18 protein-coding genes, 1 tRNA gene and 1 pseudogene are annotated in these 18,766 nt (G+C 55.4%); 15 read left to right on the plus strand and 5 right to left on the minus strand.

The genetic code is table 11. From position 1 onward, the window contains the following. Positions 1-58 precede the first annotated feature (58 nt). A pseudogene (locus DW082_RS03630) lies at positions 59-3,060 on the plus strand (helicase-related protein). A 128-nt stretch (positions 3,061-3,188) separates the two neighbouring features. Here the strand turns inward: DW082_RS03630 and DW082_RS03635 are convergent. Then, positions 3,189-3,261: transfer RNA gene (locus DW082_RS03635), tRNA-Phe, on the minus strand. Here DW082_RS03635 and DW082_RS14920 point away from each other — a divergent pair. From DW082_RS14920 to DW082_RS03680, 10 genes are all read left to right on the plus strand, one after another. Next, positions 3,254-3,712: a nitrilase-related carbon-nitrogen hydrolase gene (locus DW082_RS14920; RefSeq protein ID WP_259335494.1), complete on the plus strand. Its 459-nt coding sequence runs from the start codon at positions 3,254-3,256 to the stop codon at positions 3,710-3,712. The genes DW082_RS03635 and DW082_RS14920 overlap by 8 nt on opposite strands. Positions 3,713-3,806: 94 nt before the next feature. Further along, entirely contained in the window at positions 3,807-4,961 is a 1,155-nt protein-coding gene (gene nadE / locus DW082_RS03640; protein WP_259335495.1) for an NAD(+) synthase, read from the plus strand. Positions 4,962-4,982: 21 nt separating this feature from the next. Then, complete coding sequence (locus DW082_RS03645; RefSeq protein WP_153498063.1) at positions 4,983-5,405, plus strand: SoxR reducing system RseC family protein; 423 nt, start codon at positions 4,983-4,985, stop codon at positions 5,403-5,405. An 82-nt stretch (positions 5,406-5,487) separates the two neighbouring features. Then, positions 5,488-6,348 carry a Fe-S cluster domain-containing protein gene (locus DW082_RS03650; protein ID WP_118457408.1) on the plus strand — a complete coding sequence of 287 codons (861 nt, stop codon included), beginning with the start codon at positions 5,488-5,490 and terminating at the stop codon, positions 6,346-6,348. Between the two features lie 14 nt (positions 6,349-6,362). Next, a complete protein-coding gene (gene rsxC / locus DW082_RS03655; protein ID WP_118457410.1) occupies positions 6,363-7,706 on the plus strand; it encodes an electron transport complex subunit RsxC in 1,344 nt (447 codons plus the stop codon). 17 nt (positions 7,707-7,723) lie between these two features. Then, the gene (locus DW082_RS03660; protein ID WP_055204264.1) at positions 7,724-8,767 is read left to right on the plus strand and encodes an RnfABCDGE type electron transport complex subunit D; all 1,044 of its coding nucleotides are present in this window, start codon (positions 7,724-7,726) and stop codon (positions 8,765-8,767) included. Positions 8,768-8,773: 6 nt separating this feature from the next. Continuing rightward, entirely contained in the window at positions 8,774-9,355 is a 582-nt protein-coding gene (locus tag DW082_RS03665) for an RnfABCDGE type electron transport complex subunit G (RefSeq protein ID WP_101570561.1), read from the plus strand. Further along, on the plus strand, positions 9,348-9,935 hold the full coding sequence (locus DW082_RS03670; protein WP_118457412.1) for an RnfABCDGE type electron transport complex subunit E: 588 nt from the start codon (positions 9,348-9,350) through the stop codon (positions 9,933-9,935). The genes DW082_RS03665 and DW082_RS03670 overlap by 8 nt, the downstream gene beginning before the upstream one ends. 2 nt (positions 9,936-9,937) lie before the next feature. Beyond that, the gene (gene rsxA / locus DW082_RS03675; protein ID WP_055204258.1) at positions 9,938-10,513 is read left to right on the plus strand and encodes an electron transport complex subunit RsxA; all 576 of its coding nucleotides are present in this window, start codon (positions 9,938-9,940) and stop codon (positions 10,511-10,513) included. Between the two features lie 106 nt (positions 10,514-10,619). Continuing rightward, positions 10,620-12,413, plus strand: a complete 1,794-nt coding sequence (locus DW082_RS03680) for a hypothetical protein (protein WP_118457413.1) — start codon at positions 10,620-10,622, stop codon at positions 12,411-12,413. Positions 12,414-12,526: 113 nt separating this feature from the next. On the opposite strand, the gene purE is transcribed toward DW082_RS03680, so the two are convergent. Then, complete coding sequence (purE, locus tag DW082_RS03685; RefSeq protein ID WP_118457415.1) at positions 12,527-13,039, minus strand: 5-(carboxyamino)imidazole ribonucleotide mutase; 513 nt, start codon at positions 13,037-13,039, stop codon at positions 12,527-12,529. Positions 13,040-13,160: 121 nt separating this feature from the next. On the opposite strand from purE, the gene hpt reads away from it, so the two are divergent. Both hpt and DW082_RS03695 read left to right on the plus strand, forming a co-directional pair. Further along, positions 13,161-13,709, plus strand: a complete 549-nt coding sequence (gene hpt, locus DW082_RS03690) for a hypoxanthine phosphoribosyltransferase (RefSeq protein WP_055204252.1) — start codon at positions 13,161-13,163, stop codon at positions 13,707-13,709. Continuing rightward, positions 13,702-14,331 carry a 7-carboxy-7-deazaguanine synthase QueE gene (locus DW082_RS03695; RefSeq protein ID WP_055204250.1) on the plus strand — a complete coding sequence of 210 codons (630 nt, stop codon included), beginning with the start codon at positions 13,702-13,704 and terminating at the stop codon, positions 14,329-14,331. Before hpt ends, DW082_RS03695 begins: the two co-directional genes overlap by 8 nt. A 103-nt stretch (positions 14,332-14,434) precedes the next feature. Here the strand turns inward: DW082_RS03695 and DW082_RS03700 are convergent, their stop codons facing one another. The 3 genes from DW082_RS03700 to thiL form a co-directional block, all read right to left on the minus strand. Further along, positions 14,435-14,719, minus strand: coding sequence for a septum formation initiator family protein (locus tag DW082_RS03700; protein WP_055204248.1), 285 nt, complete (start codon positions 14,717-14,719; stop codon positions 14,435-14,437). Between the two features lie 40 nt (positions 14,720-14,759). Continuing rightward, a complete protein-coding gene (thiD, locus tag DW082_RS03705) occupies positions 14,760-15,563 on the minus strand; it encodes a bifunctional hydroxymethylpyrimidine kinase/phosphomethylpyrimidine kinase (protein ID WP_118457417.1) in 804 nt (267 codons plus the stop codon). 165 nt (positions 15,564-15,728) lie between these two features. After that, positions 15,729-16,679: a thiamine-phosphate kinase gene (gene thiL, locus DW082_RS03710; protein ID WP_182424083.1), complete on the minus strand. Its 951-nt coding sequence runs from the start codon at positions 16,677-16,679 to the stop codon at positions 15,729-15,731. A gap of 126 nt (positions 16,680-16,805) precedes the next feature. Between thiL and aroQ the strand changes: the two genes are divergently transcribed. After that, complete coding sequence (gene aroQ, locus DW082_RS03715; RefSeq protein ID WP_055204244.1) at positions 16,806-17,222, plus strand: type II 3-dehydroquinate dehydratase; 417 nt, start codon at positions 16,806-16,808, stop codon at positions 17,220-17,222. 55 nt (positions 17,223-17,277) lie between these two features. Next, positions 17,278-18,735 carry a pyruvate kinase gene (gene pyk / locus DW082_RS03720; RefSeq protein WP_055204242.1) on the plus strand — a complete coding sequence of 486 codons (1,458 nt, stop codon included), beginning with the start codon at positions 17,278-17,280 and terminating at the stop codon, positions 18,733-18,735. Positions 18,736-18,766: the final 31 nt, after the last annotated feature.

Consider the following 18,766-nt stretch of genomic DNA (forward strand, 5'->3'; position numbering starts at 1 on the left):
GGACGACAAAAAATCGTCCTCCCTCGTTTATTCATCTATTCATTCCATATTCGTTATGATCTATGCAAATATCCCTCAAAACATCCCCCAAGAGCAACGCGCCGAGATCAACCGGTCGATTCTCGCATCTCTGAAAACCTCTGCGAAAAAGCTTCCGGCAGAAACGGTCTACAACAGCTATACCGGGCTCGGAGGACTGCACGGACTCGACAGAGAGGATTTCGACTCGTACAACGACTATGCGCGGGCCAAAAAGGAGTTCGAGATGGGACAGTTTTTTACGCCGCACGACCTTTGCGCCCGCATGGTCGCCCTCGCGTCGCCCGATCCTTCGGAGATGGTCCTCGATATGTGCTGCGGAATCGGCAATTTCATGAACCATCTTCCGAATCTCTACAATGCCTACGGTTTCGACGTCGATCCCGATGCGGTGACGGTAGCCCGCTACCTCTATCCGCAGGCCCATATCGAGGAGTGCGACCTGCGGCGCTACGATCCCGGCTTTCTCTTCGACCTGCTGCTCGGCAATCCGCCCTACAACCTCTATTTCGACGGTTGTCTGTCGCAACTCTATTTCTGCCGGAAAGCCTGCGATCTGCTGAATCCGGGAGGATTGATGCTGATCGTCGTTCCGCACTCGTTCATGCTCGACGGGTTCTGGAACAAGCGTCAGATAAACGAGATGGAAACCATGTTCTCGTTCCTCGGCCAGATCCGTCTTCCGGACGATGCGTTCGCCGCGTCGGGCGTCGAAAAGTTCGGTACAAAAATCATGGCTTTCCTGCGGAAGTCGGAGCATATAGAAATGCGGCCGTACGATGCGGAATGCTTCCTCTCGTTCGAAGACTCGGGAAAAAGATCGGAGAGGCGAGGGAGGCGGGAAAAGCCGTCCGGATGAAACTGCGGCGCGAGGCCGATGAGATTACAGGGCGGGCCGAAAGGGAGTTTCAGTACAAAATCGATAAATACCTGTTCGAACTGAAAACTCATCCCCATCTGCGGAAACACTACGATAAGTCCGTCGCGCTCGTTTCCGGATTCCGGAACCAAAAGCCCCCGACGCACTGTACCGTCGCGGAGTATGAGGAGTGGAAACGCCGCAGATTGACTCACGCCAAAGTGCTCGCCGTCTTGCGGCGGCATATCCGCCGTCAGAACGAGGTCCCCCGTAAGGAGATCGCGCTGGTCAAGACCTCTTACGACTACAAGCTCAAAGCCTATGCTCCGCATCTGCTCGATAAGATCGAGCGGCGCGAAGTCTCTTTCCGGGAGTTGATCGCGGCCGGAGAACGGCTGCCCGAACTGCCCCGGATGAACAAAAAGCAAAAGGAACAATACAGGCTGGCCGGAAAACTGATCGCCCGCAAGCGAAAGGAGTTTCTGCGTCAGCAGGCCCCTTTCTCCGAAATGGCTCCCGATCCCCGGATCGACGCCTATATCGACCGGCTGCGATTCCGCAACAAAGAATTGGAAGAGTGCGAGTTCACCCCGCTGCAAAAGCGGGATATGGGCCTGTTGTTCCAGAAACGCTATTCCCTGCTGAACTGGCAGCAGGGATCGGGCAAGACGGCCGTGGCTTACCATTTCGGCTGCTATGCGATGGATAGGCTGCAACAGGTCAAAAACGTGGTCGTGCTGGCTCCGGCCATTGCCGTCAATCTGACATGGGAACCCTTCCTGATCCGTAACGGGACGGAGTATATTCGTATCGACAGTTCCGCGAAACTGTCGGAAGTTCCGGAAGGCGTCTTTCTGCTCGTCTCGCTGTCGATGATCGAAAAACTGCGAAGAGGACTCAAAACCTTTATGAAGCGGCGGTCCGACAAGGTCTGCCTGTTGTTCGACGAGTCGGACGAAATCAGCAATCCGCTTTCGCGCAGAACCCGACTGTCGTTGGCCCTGTTTCGCAGGGCCCGCTACAAAATGCTGGCGACCGGAACGGTCACACGGAATCATGTCAATGAACTCTACCCGCAGTTCGAAATGCTTTACAACAATTCGGTCAACATGATCAATTACTGTTCCGAAGCGTATTTCGAGGATAAGGATCGGGGCATCGTTGCCCGCAGGAACGACCGCTGCGGAATGCCTTTCCCGGCTTACGGCGGGCATAATCTCTTCCGGGCCTGTTTCTCCCCATGCAGGACGACGGTATTCGGGATCGAAAAGCACAATCAGGATGTTTATAACAAGGAAGAACTCCAAAGGCTGATCTCCATGACGGTACTTACGCGCAAATTCCGGGAATTCGCGGGTGAGAAATACGACGTGCACACATGCAACGTCGTACCGAGCGCGGGAGAGAGGGCCGTTTACCGGAAAGTCATGAAGGAGTTCCTGAGGCTGTGCGAACTCTACTTTACCTGTTCGAAAGACCGGAAAAAAGAGGCCCAGATGAGACTGATCCGCCAGATCATGCTGCTGATCCGCGCCTGTTCGGTTCCGCATACGATGCCGGGGTATATCGGCGACCGGTTTCCGCGAAAAACGAAGCAGGTGGTACGGATGATCCGTAGCATACCGGGCAAGGTTACGGTAGGGTGTACGACGCTCGGCGCGGTATTCATGTACGAGCGGCTGTTCCGGGAATTATTCGCAGACAGGCCGCTGTTCGTCATCCGGGGGGACGTCGCCTTCAAACGCAGGGAAAAGATCATCGCGGAGTTCGAGGCTACGGAGAACGGGCTGCTGGTCTGCACGCAGCAAAGCCTGAAAAGTTCGGCCAACATCCCTTCCTGCAACCATGCGATCCTCGAATCGCTCCAGTGGAATATCTCCAAGATGGAGCAGTTCTATTTCCGGTTCATCCGGCTCGATTCGAAAGAGTTCACGCACGTACACTTCGTTCTGTACGAAGATTCGATCGAACAGAACCTGATGGCGCTCGTGCTGACCAAGGAGCGGCTGAACGACTTTATCAAAACGGGGGAGGTCAAAGAGCAATCCGAAATCTTCGATGAGTTCGGTATCTCACCGAACCTGATCGAGAGCCTGCTCCGAAGGGAACGGGACGATCAAGGACATTTTTATATCACTTGGGGAAATCAAATAGTAGGGTAGGAATAGACTAACAATCTTCTGGATGAATGATAATTAGTGTAATATAAATATCATTGAGATTTGGTGCTTTTTTTTGGTGCTTAAAATGAAAGCGGTTATAACCTCCGTTATAACCGCTTGATTTTCAGTGGTGCCACCACGAATCGAACGAGGGACACAAGGATTTTCAGTCCTTTGCTCTACCAACTGAGCTATGGCACCGGTTTATCGTTTGACGGGTGCAAAGATAGAGATAAAATTTAATAAAACAATAGGCAAGTTAAATTTTACTTCTGGACTAAAAGTTTTATCTTTGCGTCATCTACTAAAACTAAAGGCCACAAACGTAATGAAAATAGCTCTCGCCCAGTTAAACTATACAATCGGCGATTTCGATTCAAACCGAAAAAAAATCGTAGAGTGTATCGATTCGGCGAAATCCCAATCCGCGCAACTGATCGTTTTTGCGGAACAGGCCATCAGCGGCGCACCCGCATATGACCTGTTAAACAAAGTTTCGTTTCTGGATCTCTGCGAAGAAACGCTCCGCGACATCGCATCCCACTGCGAAAACATATCGGTGCTGATCGGTCTGCCGGTACAGTGTTCGAACAAGACCATCAGCGTAGCGGCTCTGATCGAGAACAAAAAAAATCAAACGTTACATCGGTAAAAAAACGATTCGTTCGCGGGACGAATCGAGCTACCTGTCTCCTTCCAAAGGTTGCGAATACATAAAAATCGCCGGCAAAAAAGTCGCCGTCGTCGTGGGGGAGGACATCCATACGGAACAGGAATACGGCGAATATGCCGACTTGATCATCAACCTGTGCAACAGCCCGTACTCGCGCGGAATTATCGAGAAAAGATACGATTTTTACCGGCAGTTGGCTTTTATGACCGGCAAAAGCATCGTTTTCGTCAACAACGTCGGCGCGCAAACCGACATCGTTTACGACGGTTCGTCGGGGATCATCAACAGCCGCGGAGAAGCCGTTACGCTGTTGAAAAGTTTTTCGGAGGATTTTCGAATCATCGAACTGGACGCCGACCACGAACCGGTGCGGTTGCCCGAGCAGAATAAAACCGTCAACGTATACCATGCGATCAAACTGGGATTGCAGGATTATTTCGCCAAAAACGGATTTAAAACCGCATGTTTGGGGCTTTCGGGAGGTATTGATTCGGCGGTCGTCGTATCGCTGGCCGCCGAGGCGCTCGGCCCCGAGAACGTGCGGGTACTGCTGATGCCCTCCCAGTTTTCATCGGATCATTCGGTCGAGGACGCGCGGGCGCTGGCCGAAAACCTCGGTATCGAATACCAGGTCGTCCCGATCAACGAAACGTTCGCGGCGCTTACTACGACGCTCGGCCCCGTTTTCGGGGAACTTCCGTTCGATGTGACCGAGGAAAACATGCAATCGCGCATCCGGGGCATGATGATGATGGCGATATCCAATAAATTCGGGAATATCCTGCTGGCGACCTCCAATAAAAGCGAGATCGCAGTCGGTTACGGAACCTTGTACGGCGATACGGTAGGAGCCCTGAGCATCATCGGCGACCTGTACAAAAGCGAAGTTTACGACCTGGCGCGTTACATCAACCGCGACCGGCAGATCATCCCGGTCAGCACGATCGTCAAGGCTCCTTCGGCGGAGCTCCGGCTCGAACAGAAAGATTCCGATTCGCTGCCGCCTTACGATATTCTGGACGCGATCCTGTACCGTATGATCGAAGAGGGACAGAGCCGCGAAGAGATCATCAACGCCGGATTCAACGAGAAAGACGTCTACAAGGTATACAACCTGGTTCTGAAAAGCGAATTCAAACGCTACCAGTCGTGTCCGACGCTGCGGTTGTCGACCTGTACGTTACGCATCAACCGTCGGCTTCCGCTAACCAACAAATACGGTTATTAATCGATCCGGGGAGAAAACGACGTGAACGGGATTATCACACATCCGGCGAAAGTTACGAAGGTCACGGGCGCAACGGTCGAAGTGAAGATTCTGGCCGAAAGCGCATGTGCGTCCTGTCGGGTCAGGAACAAATGCGGAATGGGGGAGAGCCGCGAAAAGTTACTGGTCGTCGAAACCCCCGAAGCCCCTTTTTTCGAAGAGGGGGAAGCTGTCGAAGTACACACCGATCAGGTAATGGGCTTGAAAGCCGTCTTTTTCGCTTACATGCTTCCTTTCCTGCTGGTATTGACCGCTCTGTTGATCCTTTTGCAAACCGGTTCCCGCGAAGTCGTGGCAGGAACGGTTTCGCTTTGCATACTCGGAATATATTACCTGGTTTTGTACCTGTTCAGGTCGAAACTGTCGAAAGAGATTGTTTTTAAAATAAAAAAGCTGAACACTTAACCGACGAAGGCCGCCGTCCGAAGGCGACTTCCGTTCGCCTCGGGGCGGACGCTGTCGGTTGTGTAGATATAATTGATTGTTTATGATAAGCGGAGTTCTGGGATCTACGATCCTGACATTATGCGTCATCGGAGTAATAGCCGCCGTAGTTCTTTATTTTGTGGCGCAAAAATTCAAAGTTCACGAAGACCCGAGAATCGATGCCGTCGAAGGTATGCTGCCGGGAGCCAATTGCGGCGGATGCGGCTATCCGGGTTGTCGGGGCCTGGCCGACGCGCTGGTCAAAAACGACGATATTTCGTCGCTCTATTGCACGGCCGGCGGAACCGACACGATGCAAAAAATCGCAGAGTATCTGGGCAAAGCCGTTGCCGAACAGGAACCGATGGTCGCCGTGGTGCGTTGCAGCGGCTCGTGCGACAAACGCCCGCATACGAACGTTTACAACGGAGCGCCGTCGTGCGCCGTCGAAGCGGCGCTGTACGGCGGAGAAACGGGATGCGCGTACGGATGCCTGGGCAACGGGGACTGTGTGGCGGCCTGTCAGTTCGGGGCCATCGTCGTCAACCCGGAAACGGGCCTGCCCGAAGTGGACGAAACCAAGTGTACGGCCTGCGGCGCCTGCGTAAAAGCCTGTCCGAGGAACATCATCGAACTGCGTAAAAAAGGAGTCAAAGGACGCCGCATTTACGTCGGTTGCGTGAACCGCGACAAAGGGGCCGTCTCACGGAAAGTATGCGCCGTGTCGTGTATCGGCTGCGGCAAGTGCGTCAGGACCTGCCCGTTCGAAGCCATTACCCTGGAAAACAATCTTGCCTACATCGATGCCGAAAAGTGCCGACTGTGCCGCAAATGCGTCGCAGAATGCCCGACCGGAGGAATTAGAGAAATCAATTTCCCGCCCCGGAAAACAGCGGCCGACAATCCGACAACACAAGCTTAAAAAAGGAGTCTGACATGTTAAAAGGATTCAGCAAAGGCGGTATTCACACGCCGGAATATAAAATCAGCAAAGCCGAGGCAATCGCCGATTTCCCGCTGCCGGAAATCGCCGTCGTGCCGTTGTCGCAACATATCGGCGCCCCGGCGGCGGCCTGCGTCAAAAAAGGAGACGCGGTGCGGGTCGGCCAGGTGATCGGCACGGCCGCAGGATTCGTCTCGTCGAACATTCACGCTCCGGTATCGGGTACGGTAGTGGCCGTCGATGCAACTCCGGATACGGGCGGCATTCGCCGTCCCTCGATCTCGATCCGCGCCGAAGGCGATGTTTGGATCGACACGATCGACCGCAGCGACCGCCTGGTAAAAACGTGCGATCTTTCTAAAGAAGAGATCTTCAAAAAAATCACCGAAGCCGGTCTGGTCGGCATGGGGGGAGCTACGTTCCCGACCCATGTCAAGCTGGCCGTTCCGGCCGGCAAAACGGCAGAAATGCTGATCATCAACGGCGTCGAATGCGAACCGTTCCTGACGGCCGACCACCGGCTGATGCTCGAAAAAGGAGCCGAAATACTGGTGGGAGTCGATATTCTCGCAAAAGCGCTCGGCACGCAAAAAGCCTATATCGGAATCGAAAACAACAAGCCGGACGCGATCGAACGTCTAACGCAACTGGCCGTCGAATATCCGCACATCGAAATCGTACCGCTGCGGGTGCGCTATCCGCAGGGAGGCGAAAAACAGCTGATCGAAGCGATCACCGGCCGCGAGGTACCGTCCGGCGGGCTTCCGATCGACGTCGGAGCCGTCGTACAGAACGTGGGCACCGCATTCGCCGTTTACGAAGCGGTACAGAAAAACAAGCCGCTGATCGAACGGATCGTCACCGTGACCGGCCGCTGCCTGGCTCGGCCGTCGAACCTGCGGGTCAGGATCGGCACCCCGATCGCCTCGCTGATCGAATATTGCGGCGGTTTTCCGGAAGACGCAGGCAAAGTGGTCGGCGGAGGGCCGATGATGGGCCGCGCCATCGCTAATCTGGACGCTCCGGTCACCAAAGGTACCTCGGGCATCCTGCTGATCCGCGAAAAAGGAGCCGTACGCAAAATGCCGCAACGGTGTATCAAATGCGCCAAATGCGTCAGCATCTGCACAATGGGGCTCGAACCGTACCTGATGAGCAAGTTGGCAAAAATGGGACGGTTCGACGAACTGGAGGCCGCGCACGTAACCGACTGCATCGAGTGCGGCTCGTGCTCGTACACCTGCCCGGCTATGCTGCCGCTGCTGGATTATATTCGCCTGGGCAAGACGGAAGTCGCCAAACGCGTCCGGGCACGCAAAACACAGGAGAAAAAATAAAACCGAACTGAAAATAAATGGATAAAAAATTAGTCGTATCCCCTTCTCCGCATATCCACGGGGCATTTTCGACCAAACGCCTGATGGGGGACGTGCTGATCGCGCTGATCCCCGCCTTCATCGTATCGGTCATCGTCTACGGTGTCGACGCGCTGGTCGTAACCGGAGTATCCGTCGCCGCCTGCGTCGCATTCGAATATCTGATTCAGAAATACCTGCTAAAAGGCGATTGTACGATCGGCAACTATTCGGCCGTCGTCACCGGCGTGCTGCTCGGCTTCAACCTACCCAGTACGCTACCCGTCTGGATGATCGTCATTGGCGCGCTGGTAGCGATCGGCGTCGGCAAAATGTCGTTCGGCGGCCTGGGCTGCAACCCGTTCAACCCGGCATTGGTCGGACGGGTGTTCCTGTTGATCTCGTTCCCGGTGCAAATGACAGGCTTCGTCACGCCGGCACACGTAGATTCGCTGTCCGGAGCCACGACGACGCAAGTGGAAATCAATGCCGAAACCGCCACCGACGCCGTTTCCGGACCTACGCTGCTGGGATATGTAAAAGAGGCGCTGGCCGGAGGCTCGACCACTGCCGACATCGCCGAAAAACTGTCGTACAACGACATGCTGCTCGGCTTCAAATCCGGATCGGTCGGCGAAATCGCGGCGCTGGCGCTGCTGCTCGGCTTCTTCTACCTGCTGTGCCGGAAAGTAATCACCTGGCATACGCCGGTAGCCGTGCTCGGGTCGATGGCGCTGTTCGGCGGAATCCTGTGGGCGGCCGACCCGTCGCACTACATGAATCCGTTGTTCCACATCCTGACCGGAGGAGCGATGCTCGGAGCTGTTTTTATGGCCACCGATTACGTCACCTCTCCGATGACGCACAAAGGGATGTTGCTGTACGGAGCCGGCATCGGAATCATCACGATGCTGATCCGCACCTGGGGTTCTTATCCGGAAGGCATGTCGTTCGCGATTCTGATTATGAACGCGGTCGTGCCGCTGATCAACAAATACGTAAAACCGAAACGCTTCGGAGTCGTTTCTGCCAAAACCCGTTAAAGCCGTATGGAAAGTTCATTGAAAAATATGGTCGTCACGCTGCTGGTCATCACGCTGGTGTCGGCCTCAGCCGTAGGGTTTGTCTATAAAATCACCGCCGAGCCGATCGCCCGCGCCAAGGCAGCCAAAATCACGGCAGCGATCGCGCTGGTGTTGCCGACTTTCGACAACGATCCCGGAGCGGCCAAAACGGTGCAGACGGTAGACGGGAAAGAAGTCGTCGTCTACACCGCCACGCAGGGGCAGGATACGGTAGGATATGCCGTCGAAACCTTCACGAACACAGGTTTCGGCGGAGAAATCAAACTAATGGTCGGCTTCCTGAAGGACGGCACGATCAACCGCGTTGAAACGCTTTCGCACAACGAAACGCCCGGTCTGGGCAACAAAATCGAACGCAGCAAATCCGACTTTGCCGTGCAGTTCGAAGGCAAAAATCCGGCAGACTTCAAACTGGCGGTGCGCAAGGACGGCGGGGACGTCGACGCCATCACCGCTTCGACGATCTCTTCGCGCGCCTTCAGCGACGCCGTGAGTCGGGCTTACGAAGTTTACAAATCGATCCAAAACAGCGGAAACCATGAATAAACTGCAAATCCTGACCAAAGGTCTGATAAAGGAAAACCCGACGTTCGTGCTGTTGCTGGGAATGTGTCCGACCCTCGGCACCACCACCTCGGCGATCAACGGGCTGGGCATGGGCGTGGCGACCCTGTTCGTACTGACCTGCTCGAACGTCGCCATTTCGTTGATCAAGAACCTGATCCCTGACAAGGTGCGCATTCCGGCGTTTATCGTCGTAATCGCTTCGTTCGTCACCGTCGTGCAACTCTGCATGGAAGCCTACGTACCCGATCTTTACGCGACGCTCGGCGTATTCATCCCGCTGATCGTCGTCAACTGCATCATCCTGGGACGCGCCGAAGCGTTCGCTTCGAAAAACAACGTCGCAGACTCGGCGCTGGACGGGATCGGCATCGGACTCGGCTTCACGCTGTCGCTAACTCTGCTGGGAGCCGTCCGCGAAGCGCTCGGCAACGGCTCGGTGTTCGGCCTGAAATTCATCCAGGGAGACGGAATACTGCTGTTCATCCTCGCCCCGGGAGCCTTCATGGTACTGGCCTACCTGATGGCCATTTTCAAAAAGCTAACGGCTAAAACGAAATAGTCATGGAATACTTCATCATTATCATCAGTTCGATCTTCGTCAACAACGTCGTACTGTCGCAGTTTCTCGGGATCTGCCCGTTCCTGGGCGTATCCAACCGGGTCGGCACGTCGTTGGGCATGGGCGCCGCCGTTACGTTCGTGATGGCCATTTCGTCGATCGTCGCCTACCTGATCCAGTACTACGTGCTCGTCCCGCTCGGCATCCAGTATATGCAGACCATCGTTTTTATTCTGGTAATCGCCGCGCTGGTACAGATGGTCGAGATCATCCTGAAAAAAGTAAGCCCGGCGCTCTACCAGGCGCTCGGCATCTTCCTGCCGCTGATCACGACGAACTGCGCCGTCCTGGGGATCGCCATCCTGCTGGTACAAAAGGAATACAATCTCGGCGAATCCGTCGTTTTCGCGACCGCGACGGCCATCGGCTTTTCGCTGGCGCTGGTGCTTTTTGCCGGACTCCGCGAACGGCTCGAACTGGAAGACGTCCCGGCCGGCATGAAGGGAATGCCGATCGCGCTGCTCACGGCGAGCATTCTGGCAATGGCTTTCATGGGATTCTCGGGACTGGTGCGGTAACCGACCGATCCGGATAAAATACGGGGGCGGGGAAAGAAAATCTTTCCGTCCCCGTATTTTTTTCATCGAATTTACGTTAACTTTAAGGGTTAAGACCGTCGATGTAATGAACGTTAGGATTGCCGTCATATGCGTTACCGTGCTGGTTCTGTCGCTCCGAGCGCAGGGCCGCCCGGACGTTGGCCGGCCTTCCAAGGATACGCTGCCGGCTCGGGAGAAAAAAACAGGACGTTTCTCCCGCCTGCTTTACCAGACAATCTCCGTAACCCCGCGCGACAAGGAAGCCGAAATGCGCGCCGCCAAAGCCGATCAGGAATATTTCGAACAATTCGCCGGGAAGAAGATCGGCGATATCCGGATCGTCCGCGAGAACGTCTTCAATCCCCATTCGAAAGTATGGGGCGAACGCAAGACGAACGCCATGCACCGGATCACGCAGGAGAGCAAGATTCGCCGCGACCTGTTTATCAAACCGGGCGACCGCTTCGATCCGCTACTGGTCACCAACAACCGCCAACTGATCCGCTCTCGCAGCTACATCGCCGACGCAAACATCCGCGTAATCCCCGCGACGCCGGACTCGTCGGTCGTAGACCTGATCGTCACGACCCGCGATCGCTGGACGATCGGCATCGACCTGAATTCGCAAAGCGACGGGAACACCTATTTCGAACTCTACGACGACAACATTCTGGGGTGGGGGAACAAGCTGAGCGTCAAGACCTATTTCAATTGGAAAAACTGGAGCTACGGCGGCAACCTGTTCGAATACGAGAACCCGAATATCCTGGGCAGCTTCGTCGAAGGGCGCATCATCGCCGGCAAAGGATTCAACTACTCCGACTACGGAGCTGAATTCAAAAAAGAGTTCATCCGACCGTCGGACTACACGCTCGGAGGATACGGCTACTACCGCCGGGAACCGATCGACATCGACCCGTTGGATTCGACGATCAACACCTCCCTGGCCAAATGGGGCGTATGGGGCGGTAAATCCTTTTACATAAAAAACCTGAAAAGCAGTTTCTTTATCACGGCGCATTACAATACGGTGCTTCATCGGGAACGGCCGGAAGTATCGCAGTCGCTGAATCCCTATTTCCACAACGAGAACCTCGTGCTGTTCAACACCGGTTTCTACAAAGAGCAGTTCCGTACCTCCAGCCTGATCTACGGGTACGGAGTCAACGAGGATATCCCTTACGGCTACCAGTTCTCGCTGACGGGAGGCCCTTCGTGGGGCGAGTTCGGCAACCGGTGGTACCTGGGCGGCAAGTTCAGCGCCGGTAACTTCACGTCGTTCGGCTACCTGCGGTGGAGTTTCGCCCTTGGCAGCTACCTGAACAACCGCGACGGGCGGTTTTACCGCACCGCCTTGGTATCGAATCTGAACTGGTTTTCGAACCTGATGGGCAAAGGAAGATACCGCGTCCGCCAGTTCATCGACGTGAACCTGACCCGCGGATGGAACCGGATGGACGGATACCGCGAATCGTTCGGATTCGAAGACAATGCCGAACTGCGCGGACTCGGAGAGGAAATTTACGGCAACAACCGGCTCGTGGTCAATTCCGAAACCGTCGTATTTACCCCATGGCACCTGTACCAGTTTCGTTTCGCGTTGTACGGATTCGCCGATCTCGGCATTCTCGGCTACAACGGCAATCTGTTTAAAAACGGATTCTACTCGACCATCGGCATCGGCGTACGCATCAAAAACGAACACCTGATTTTCCGAACGATCAACATCCGGCTCGGTTTCGCCGTAGGACGAACCGGCCTACTGAACGCCAATTACTTCCATATCAATACCGAGGACAAGCGGCAACCGATCCGGTACCGGCCGCAAAAAGCGACCGTCACCGATTACGAGGACAATACCTGGTACGGCTGGGATTAATCCGGGACGACCGGTACGCGAAAAAGACGGCAGGCATCCCGATAAAAGTACGTTACCGGACTTTCGCCCGGTAACGTATTTTGAACGAAACAAACGCCTTCCGGCAGCGACTCCTAATTCGTCTTGAACGGACGCTTGATCTGAGCGAGCTCCCGGTTCGCCTTGCCGATCTTCTGGGCCAACTCGCTTTTGAAAGCGATGAATTTCCGCATCAGCTCCTCGTCGCCCGCAGCCAGGATCTGAACGGCCAGGATCGCGCCGTTGCGGGCCCCGTCCAGCGCCATCGTAGCGACCGGTATCCCGGCAGGCATCTGCAAAATGGAAAGGATGCTGTCCCAGCCGTCGATCGAATTGGACGACTTGATCGGAATCCCGATCACCGGCAGCGGGGTAGTGGCGGCGATCACGCCCGGAAGATGGGCCGCTCCGCCGGCGCCGGCGATAATTACTTTCACGCCGCGGGTATGGGCGTTCTTCGCAAATTCGGCCACCATTTCGGGAACGCGGTGGGCCGACAGCGCATTGATTTCATAAGGAACTTCCATCTGGTCGAGAAACTCGGCAGCGGCCTCCATGATCTTCAGATCCGACGTGCTGCCCATGATGATGCTGACTTTCGGTGTCATTTTATCACGCTTTTTAAATTATTTTTGATTCGCTTCATTATCTTTGCAAAGATAAACAACAAACCTCCGGATCACAGCAACCGGACGTTATTTTTTTCCGTTACCGATCAAAACGAAACAGATGGACACGATACGGCTTCACGACAAGACATTCCGGCGTTCGATCTCCTGCGAACAACTGCAAAAGGCCATCGCGGAGGTGGCCGCACGCATCAACAGCGACTACCGGGAAAAACGAACGCCGCTGTTCGTCGGCGTACTCAACGGATCGTTCATGTTCATGGGCGAACTGCTGCGTCACATCTCGTTCGACTGCGAAGTCTCGTTCGTCAAAATAGCCTCGTACAGCGGAACCGCAACCACCGGCCGCGTCAGGGAGCTCATCGGCCTCTCGCAGGATATTCGGGGCAGGCACGTCATCCTCGTCGAAGACATCGTCGACACCGGAGCCAGCATCGAATACATGACCGGCGTGCTGAAAAAGCAGGGACCGGCCGACATCGCCGTCGCGACGCTGCTTTTCAAACCGGAATGCTACCGGAAACAAACGCCGCCGAAGTACTACGCGCTGTCTATTCCGGACAAGTTCATCGTTGGTTTCGGGCTCGACTACGACCAACTGGGACGCAACTACAAAGACATTTATGAAATCGCCGACGACCATGAATAACCACGACGACCTGTTCTGCGGCGGACGAAAACTGCCGCTCGTCGAAGATTTTTACACCGTTCAGGGAGAAGGTTTCCATACCGGAAAACCGGCCTATTTTATCCGTCTGGGCGGATGCGACGTCGGATGCCGGTGGTGCGATGCGAAAATGACGTGGAATCCCCGGCTTTTCCCGCCCGTGGAAGTCGATTCGATCGTCGAACGCGCCTGCTCTTTCCCGGCGCAGGCGATCGTCATTACCGGCGGCGAACCGTCGCTGTATCCGCTGGATTACCTGACCGAACAACTCGCGGCCCGCGGACTCAAAATATTTCTCGAAACTTCCGGAGCGCATCCGCTGAGCGGCCGGTTCGACTGGATCTGCCTGTCGCCCAAGAAACAGCAACCTCCGGTCGACAGCGTATTCGCCTGCGCCAGCGAACTGAAAATCATCATCGAAACGCCCGACGATTTCCGGTGGGCCGAACAGAACGCCGCGAAAGTAACGCCGGAGTGTATGCTCTACCTGCAACCCGAATGGAGCCGTTACGACCGGATGATCGCCGAGATCGTCGAATACGCCAAAGCGCATCCGCGCTGGAACATCTCCGTGCAGACCCACAAATACATGCGGATACCCTGACCCGACTCCGGATGGGAAAACAGCAAAGGGGCTGCAAAATTCGGATCTCGCAGCCCCCTTGTCGGCATATTGTTTTAGGCCCATGCGACCGGAACCTAATGAATCACCGTACCAGATAGATCGTCTCCTCCTTACGCTTCATCAGATAATGCTCGCGGGCGTACTGCTCCAGGTAACGGTCGTTTTTCAGGTTCTCGAGCACCGTACTGTCCTCGGCGATCTTCTGCCGGTAATAGGTTTCCTGCACCTCCAGCGCATTGATTTTCTGTTTCAGCCGCCACGCTTCGATCAGGTTGTTTTTGTCGAACACGACGATCAGCAGGCCGAACACCACGATGCTGATCAGCCACAGACGCCTGTCTTTAAAAAATTTACCGACAAATTCCACGCGCGCAATTTTTTGTAAAAATAGTTATTCCTCCGGAAATCTACTCCCAAAAACGATAAAAATGGTGTACGGGCCCGTGTCCGTTTCCGAGCCGATACTCCCGGCCGCGGACAATCGCCTCGTGGACATAGTTTTCCGCACACAGCACCGCCTCTTCGAGCGGATAGTCCTGCGCCAGGAAAGCGGCGACGGCCGACGACAGCGTGCATCCGGTGCCGTGCGTATTCGGCGTGTCGGTTCGCGGGTAACGGAAGGTATGGCAACCGTTGCCGTCGAAAAGGTATTCGGTCAGTTCCGTTCCATCCAGATGCCCGGCTTTCAGCAGCACGGCCCCGGCTCCCATATCGCGAAGCGCGACGGCGGCGGCGGGAAAATCGGCCTCGGAACGGATCGGAATCCCCGTAATGTATTCGGCTTCCGGAACATTCGGCGTCACCAGCGTCGCCAACGGAAAAATATGCCGACGGATCGCCTGCGCAGCGGCTTCGCTGATCAGACGGTCGCCCGAGGTAGCCACCATCACCGGGTCCATCACCACGCTGCGCACCCGGTATTTTTTCAGCGATTCCGCGATCGGAACGATCATTTCGTCAGTCGGCAACATGCCGAGTTTTACGGCGTCGGCGCCGATATCCTCCAATACCGCCGCGATCTGTCCGGCGACCACGTCCGCCGGAACGACATGAAAACCCCGTACGCCTACGGTATTCTGAACGGTTACGGCCGTGATCGCCGTCATCGCATAGCAGCCGCAGGCCGATATGGCCTTGATATCGGCCTGAATACCGGCCCCCCCTCCGCTGTCGGAGCCGGCTATCGAAAGTACTTTTTTGTATTTTTTCATTCTGCAAATTTATGAAAAACCCCGCGGATTCGCCTCCGTCACCGTCCCGAAATGTAACCGAATTTCTCAAGGTCTTCCCATTCCCGCACCCGGAAAGTCCGTCCGTCGCGGATCAGATACAACCGACCGCCGACACACAGGACGTCGCGCGGTACCGGCGATCGGTCAAAAATGACGAAATCCCTTCCACTGCGGTCGGACGACCTCCCCGTTGTCCGACCAGATTATATCCGGCGCTCCGGATCGTATCCGACCGATCCCGTACAACGGCTTCCCGAAATGCCGGACGTACTCCGCCGCAATCCGGTCGGCGGCTTCGGCTCCGACGGTCAGCAGCAACTGGTAATCTTCGCCGCCCGTAACGGCCAGCTCGACGGTCGTACGGGTCGGTATCCGCTCGATGGAAATCTCGGCGCCGGTCTCCGACTCTTCCAGAATATGAGGCAGGTCGGAAGCGAGTCCGTCCGAAATATCCATCATCGCATGCACTTCCGGTTGGTTCCCCAGCCAGATCCCTTCGTTGACACACGGATGCGGATCGTGGTGCACGGCGATGAACGGCGAGTCGTATACGCCCGACCGAATATCGAGCAATCCTTGAGCCGAATCTCCTAAATACCCTGTCACATAGACTATATCGTTTTCTCTGGCTCCGCTCCGATATTTGACTTTCGCACGGGCGATACGCCCGATGGCCGTCACGTTGATCGCAATTCGATCCTGCGAAGAGGTGGTATCCCCGCCCAACAGCGGAACCCCGAACTCTTCCGACAGGCTACGGTAACCGTCGGTAAAACGGTCGGCCCAACCGGCGGAGACATCCCCCGGAAGAGCGATCGATAAAAACGATGCGATCGGAACGGCGCCCATCGAAGCGACGTCGCTGAGATTTACGGCAAGCGATTTGCGTCCCAGCAGGTAAGGAGGAATCACCGCACGCAAAAAATGAACGTCTTCGATCAACATATCGGTCGTAACAACCAACGCTTCTCCGTCTCCGCACGGGATTACGGCACAGTCGTCCCCGATTCCGAGACTTTCCCCGGAAGGGACGCCCCGAAACTTTTCGCGGATACCCGCAATCCAACCGAACTCGCCCAATTCTCGCAATTCCATCTGTCTGTGCTTGTTATCAATTCGTTAAATTATTACAAAAATATGCTAAATATTCAAATTACCGTTGTATTTTTGTACCGAATTTGAGAAAATGTTTTTGATCCTATCCGTAAAATTTTTATCCCGATGAAGTTACTAATTATTAACGGCCCGAACCTGAACCTGCTGGGACAACGCGAAAAGGGCATCTACGGAGAACAAACCTTCGAATCTTACCTAGACGAATTGAAAACACGGTTTCCGGACGTCACGCTCGACTATTACCAATCCAATATCGAAGGAGAGTTGGTCGACAAGCTGCACGCGGCGCAGGAGGCCTACGACGGGGTCGTAATGAACGCCGGAGCCTACACCCACACGTCGATCGCCATCGCCGACGCCATCGGAGGAATCCGCATCCCGGTCGTCGAGGTGCACATTTCCTGCATCCTCGCCCGCGAAGAGTTCCGCCACGTTTCGCTGATCGCCCCCAAATGCAAAGGATCGGTGATGGGTTTCGGACTCGACTCTTACCGGCTGGGGATACTCGGCTTCCTGAATTAACGGTCCCCGACGATTCGTTTTCAATATAAAACCAGATTATTTAAGACACCTACTCATGGACAAAAAGACAAAGATCATAGCCACCATCTCGGACAAACATTGCGAACCGGAATTTATCAGAGCCCTGTACGAAGCCGGCATGAACGCCGCGCGGATCAACTCGGCCCACCTGACGCCCGAAGGGGCCACGACGATTGTCGAGAACGTGCGGAAAGTGTCGGAACAGATCGCTATCATCATCGATACGAAAGGGCCCGAGATCCGGATCACGGGCATGGCTCCGGGATTCGAAGCGGGTATTCCCGTTTCGACCGGCGACATCGTCCGGCTCAGGGGCACGTCGGAAGACCTGCCGTCGAACAACGAACTGATCTATCTGAACGACGGACACATCTCCCGGGACGTGCCAGCCGGCTCGGTAATCCTGGTCGACGACGGGGAACTGGAACTGTACGTCCGAGAAAAGCGCGGCGACGAACTGGTCTGCGAAGTGCGCAACGGGGGAGTCATCTACGGTCGTAAAAGCGTAAACATCCCCGGCGTGGCCATCGACTTGCCATCGGTCACCGAACGCGACGCGCGGTTCATCAACTGGGCCATCGACATGGACGTAGATTTCATCGCCCACTCGTTCGTCCGCAAAAAAGAGGACGTGCTGGCCGTCAAGGAGTTGATCAAAAAACGCAACAGTTCGATCAAGATCATCTCCAAAATCGAAAACAAAGAAGGGGTCGACAACATCGACGAAATCCTGGACGAGACCTACGGAATCATGGTCGCCCGCGGCGACCTGGGCGTCGAAATTCCGGCCGAACAGATTCCCGTCGCCCAACGCCTGCTGGTCAGCAAGTGCATCGAAAGTAAAAAACCGGTCATCATTGCGACCCAGATGCTGCATACGATGATCACACACCCGCGTCCAACGCGCGCCGAGATCAGCGACGTGGCCAATGCCATTTACCAGCGCGTGGACGCCGTGATGCTGAGCGGTGAAACAGCCAACGGTCAGTACCCGGTCGAAGCGGTGAAGACGATGGCCCGCGTGGCCCGCGAGATCGAAAAGGATACGGCGCAGAACAGTCCGAACTACGACATGAACCTGGTGCGCATCAACAACGAAATCACCGCGCAGCTTTCGCGTTCGGCCGTGCGCGCCTGCATCAACTTACCGATCCGGGCCATCATCATCGACACGCTTTCGGGACGCACGGGACGTTACCTGGCCGCCTTCCGCGGCGAGAAACCGGTGTACGCCGTCTGCTACCGCAAGAGCGTGATGCGGCAGCTCGGAATCTCCTACGGCATCCACGCCATGTACCGCGAACCGACCATCAACCACGAAAGTTTCCTACTCGGCGTGCTGTACTACCTGGAAGACCGGAAATGGCTTTGTAAGGAGGATATGATCGTCGTGATCGGCGGAAGTTTCGGGGCCGCCAAAGGCGCGTCGTTCCTCGAAATAGGAAACGTTCTAAACTTGGAGCACAAAGCGCTGAATGCACAGAATCTTTAAAGCAAACAAATCTTTCGAGGGAATCTGGCAC

Origin of the sequence: Alistipes sp. AF48-12, assembly GCF_003477565.1 — a bacterium.
Lineage (GTDB): Bacteria > Bacteroidota > Bacteroidia > Bacteroidales > Rikenellaceae > Alistipes_A > Alistipes_A hominis.

What these genes read in the sequence shown, in the direction of transcription:
- DW082_RS14920 (WP_259335494.1), top strand. Translation starts at nt 3,254, where the DNA reads ATGGCACCGGTTTATCGTTTGACGGGTGCAAAGATAGAGATAAAATTT.
- DW082_RS03650 (WP_118457408.1), top strand. Translation starts at nt 5,488, where the DNA reads ATGATAAGCGGAGTTCTGGGATCTACGATCCTGACATTATGCGTCATC.
- rsxC (WP_118457410.1), top strand. Translation starts at nt 6,363, where the DNA reads ATGTTAAAAGGATTCAGCAAAGGCGGTATTCACACGCCGGAATATAAA.
- DW082_RS03660 (WP_055204264.1), top strand. Translation starts at nt 7,724, where the DNA reads ATGGATAAAAAATTAGTCGTATCCCCTTCTCCGCATATCCACGGGGCA.
- DW082_RS03665 (WP_101570561.1), top strand. Translation starts at nt 8,774, where the DNA reads ATGGAAAGTTCATTGAAAAATATGGTCGTCACGCTGCTGGTCATCACG.
- DW082_RS03670 (WP_118457412.1), top strand. Translation starts at nt 9,348, where the DNA reads ATGAATAAACTGCAAATCCTGACCAAAGGTCTGATAAAGGAAAACCCG.
- rsxA (WP_055204258.1), top strand. Translation starts at nt 9,938, where the DNA reads ATGGAATACTTCATCATTATCATCAGTTCGATCTTCGTCAACAACGTC.
- DW082_RS03680 (WP_118457413.1), top strand. Translation starts at nt 10,620, where the DNA reads ATGAACGTTAGGATTGCCGTCATATGCGTTACCGTGCTGGTTCTGTCG.
- purE (WP_118457415.1), bottom strand. Translation starts at nt 13,039, where the DNA reads ATGACACCGAAAGTCAGCATCATCATGGGCAGCACGTCGGATCTGAAG.
- hpt (WP_055204252.1), top strand. Translation starts at nt 13,161, where the DNA reads ATGGACACGATACGGCTTCACGACAAGACATTCCGGCGTTCGATCTCC.
- DW082_RS03695 (WP_055204250.1), top strand. Translation starts at nt 13,702, where the DNA reads ATGAATAACCACGACGACCTGTTCTGCGGCGGACGAAAACTGCCGCTC.
- thiD (WP_118457417.1), bottom strand. Translation starts at nt 15,563, where the DNA reads ATGAAAAAATACAAAAAAGTACTTTCGATAGCCGGCTCCGACAGCGGA.
- thiL (WP_182424083.1), bottom strand. Translation starts at nt 16,679, where the DNA reads ATGGAATTGCGAGAATTGGGCGAGTTCGGTTGGATTGCGGGTATCCGC.
- aroQ (WP_055204244.1), top strand. Translation starts at nt 16,806, where the DNA reads ATGAAGTTACTAATTATTAACGGCCCGAACCTGAACCTGCTGGGACAA.
- pyk (WP_055204242.1), top strand. Translation starts at nt 17,278, where the DNA reads ATGGACAAAAAGACAAAGATCATAGCCACCATCTCGGACAAACATTGC.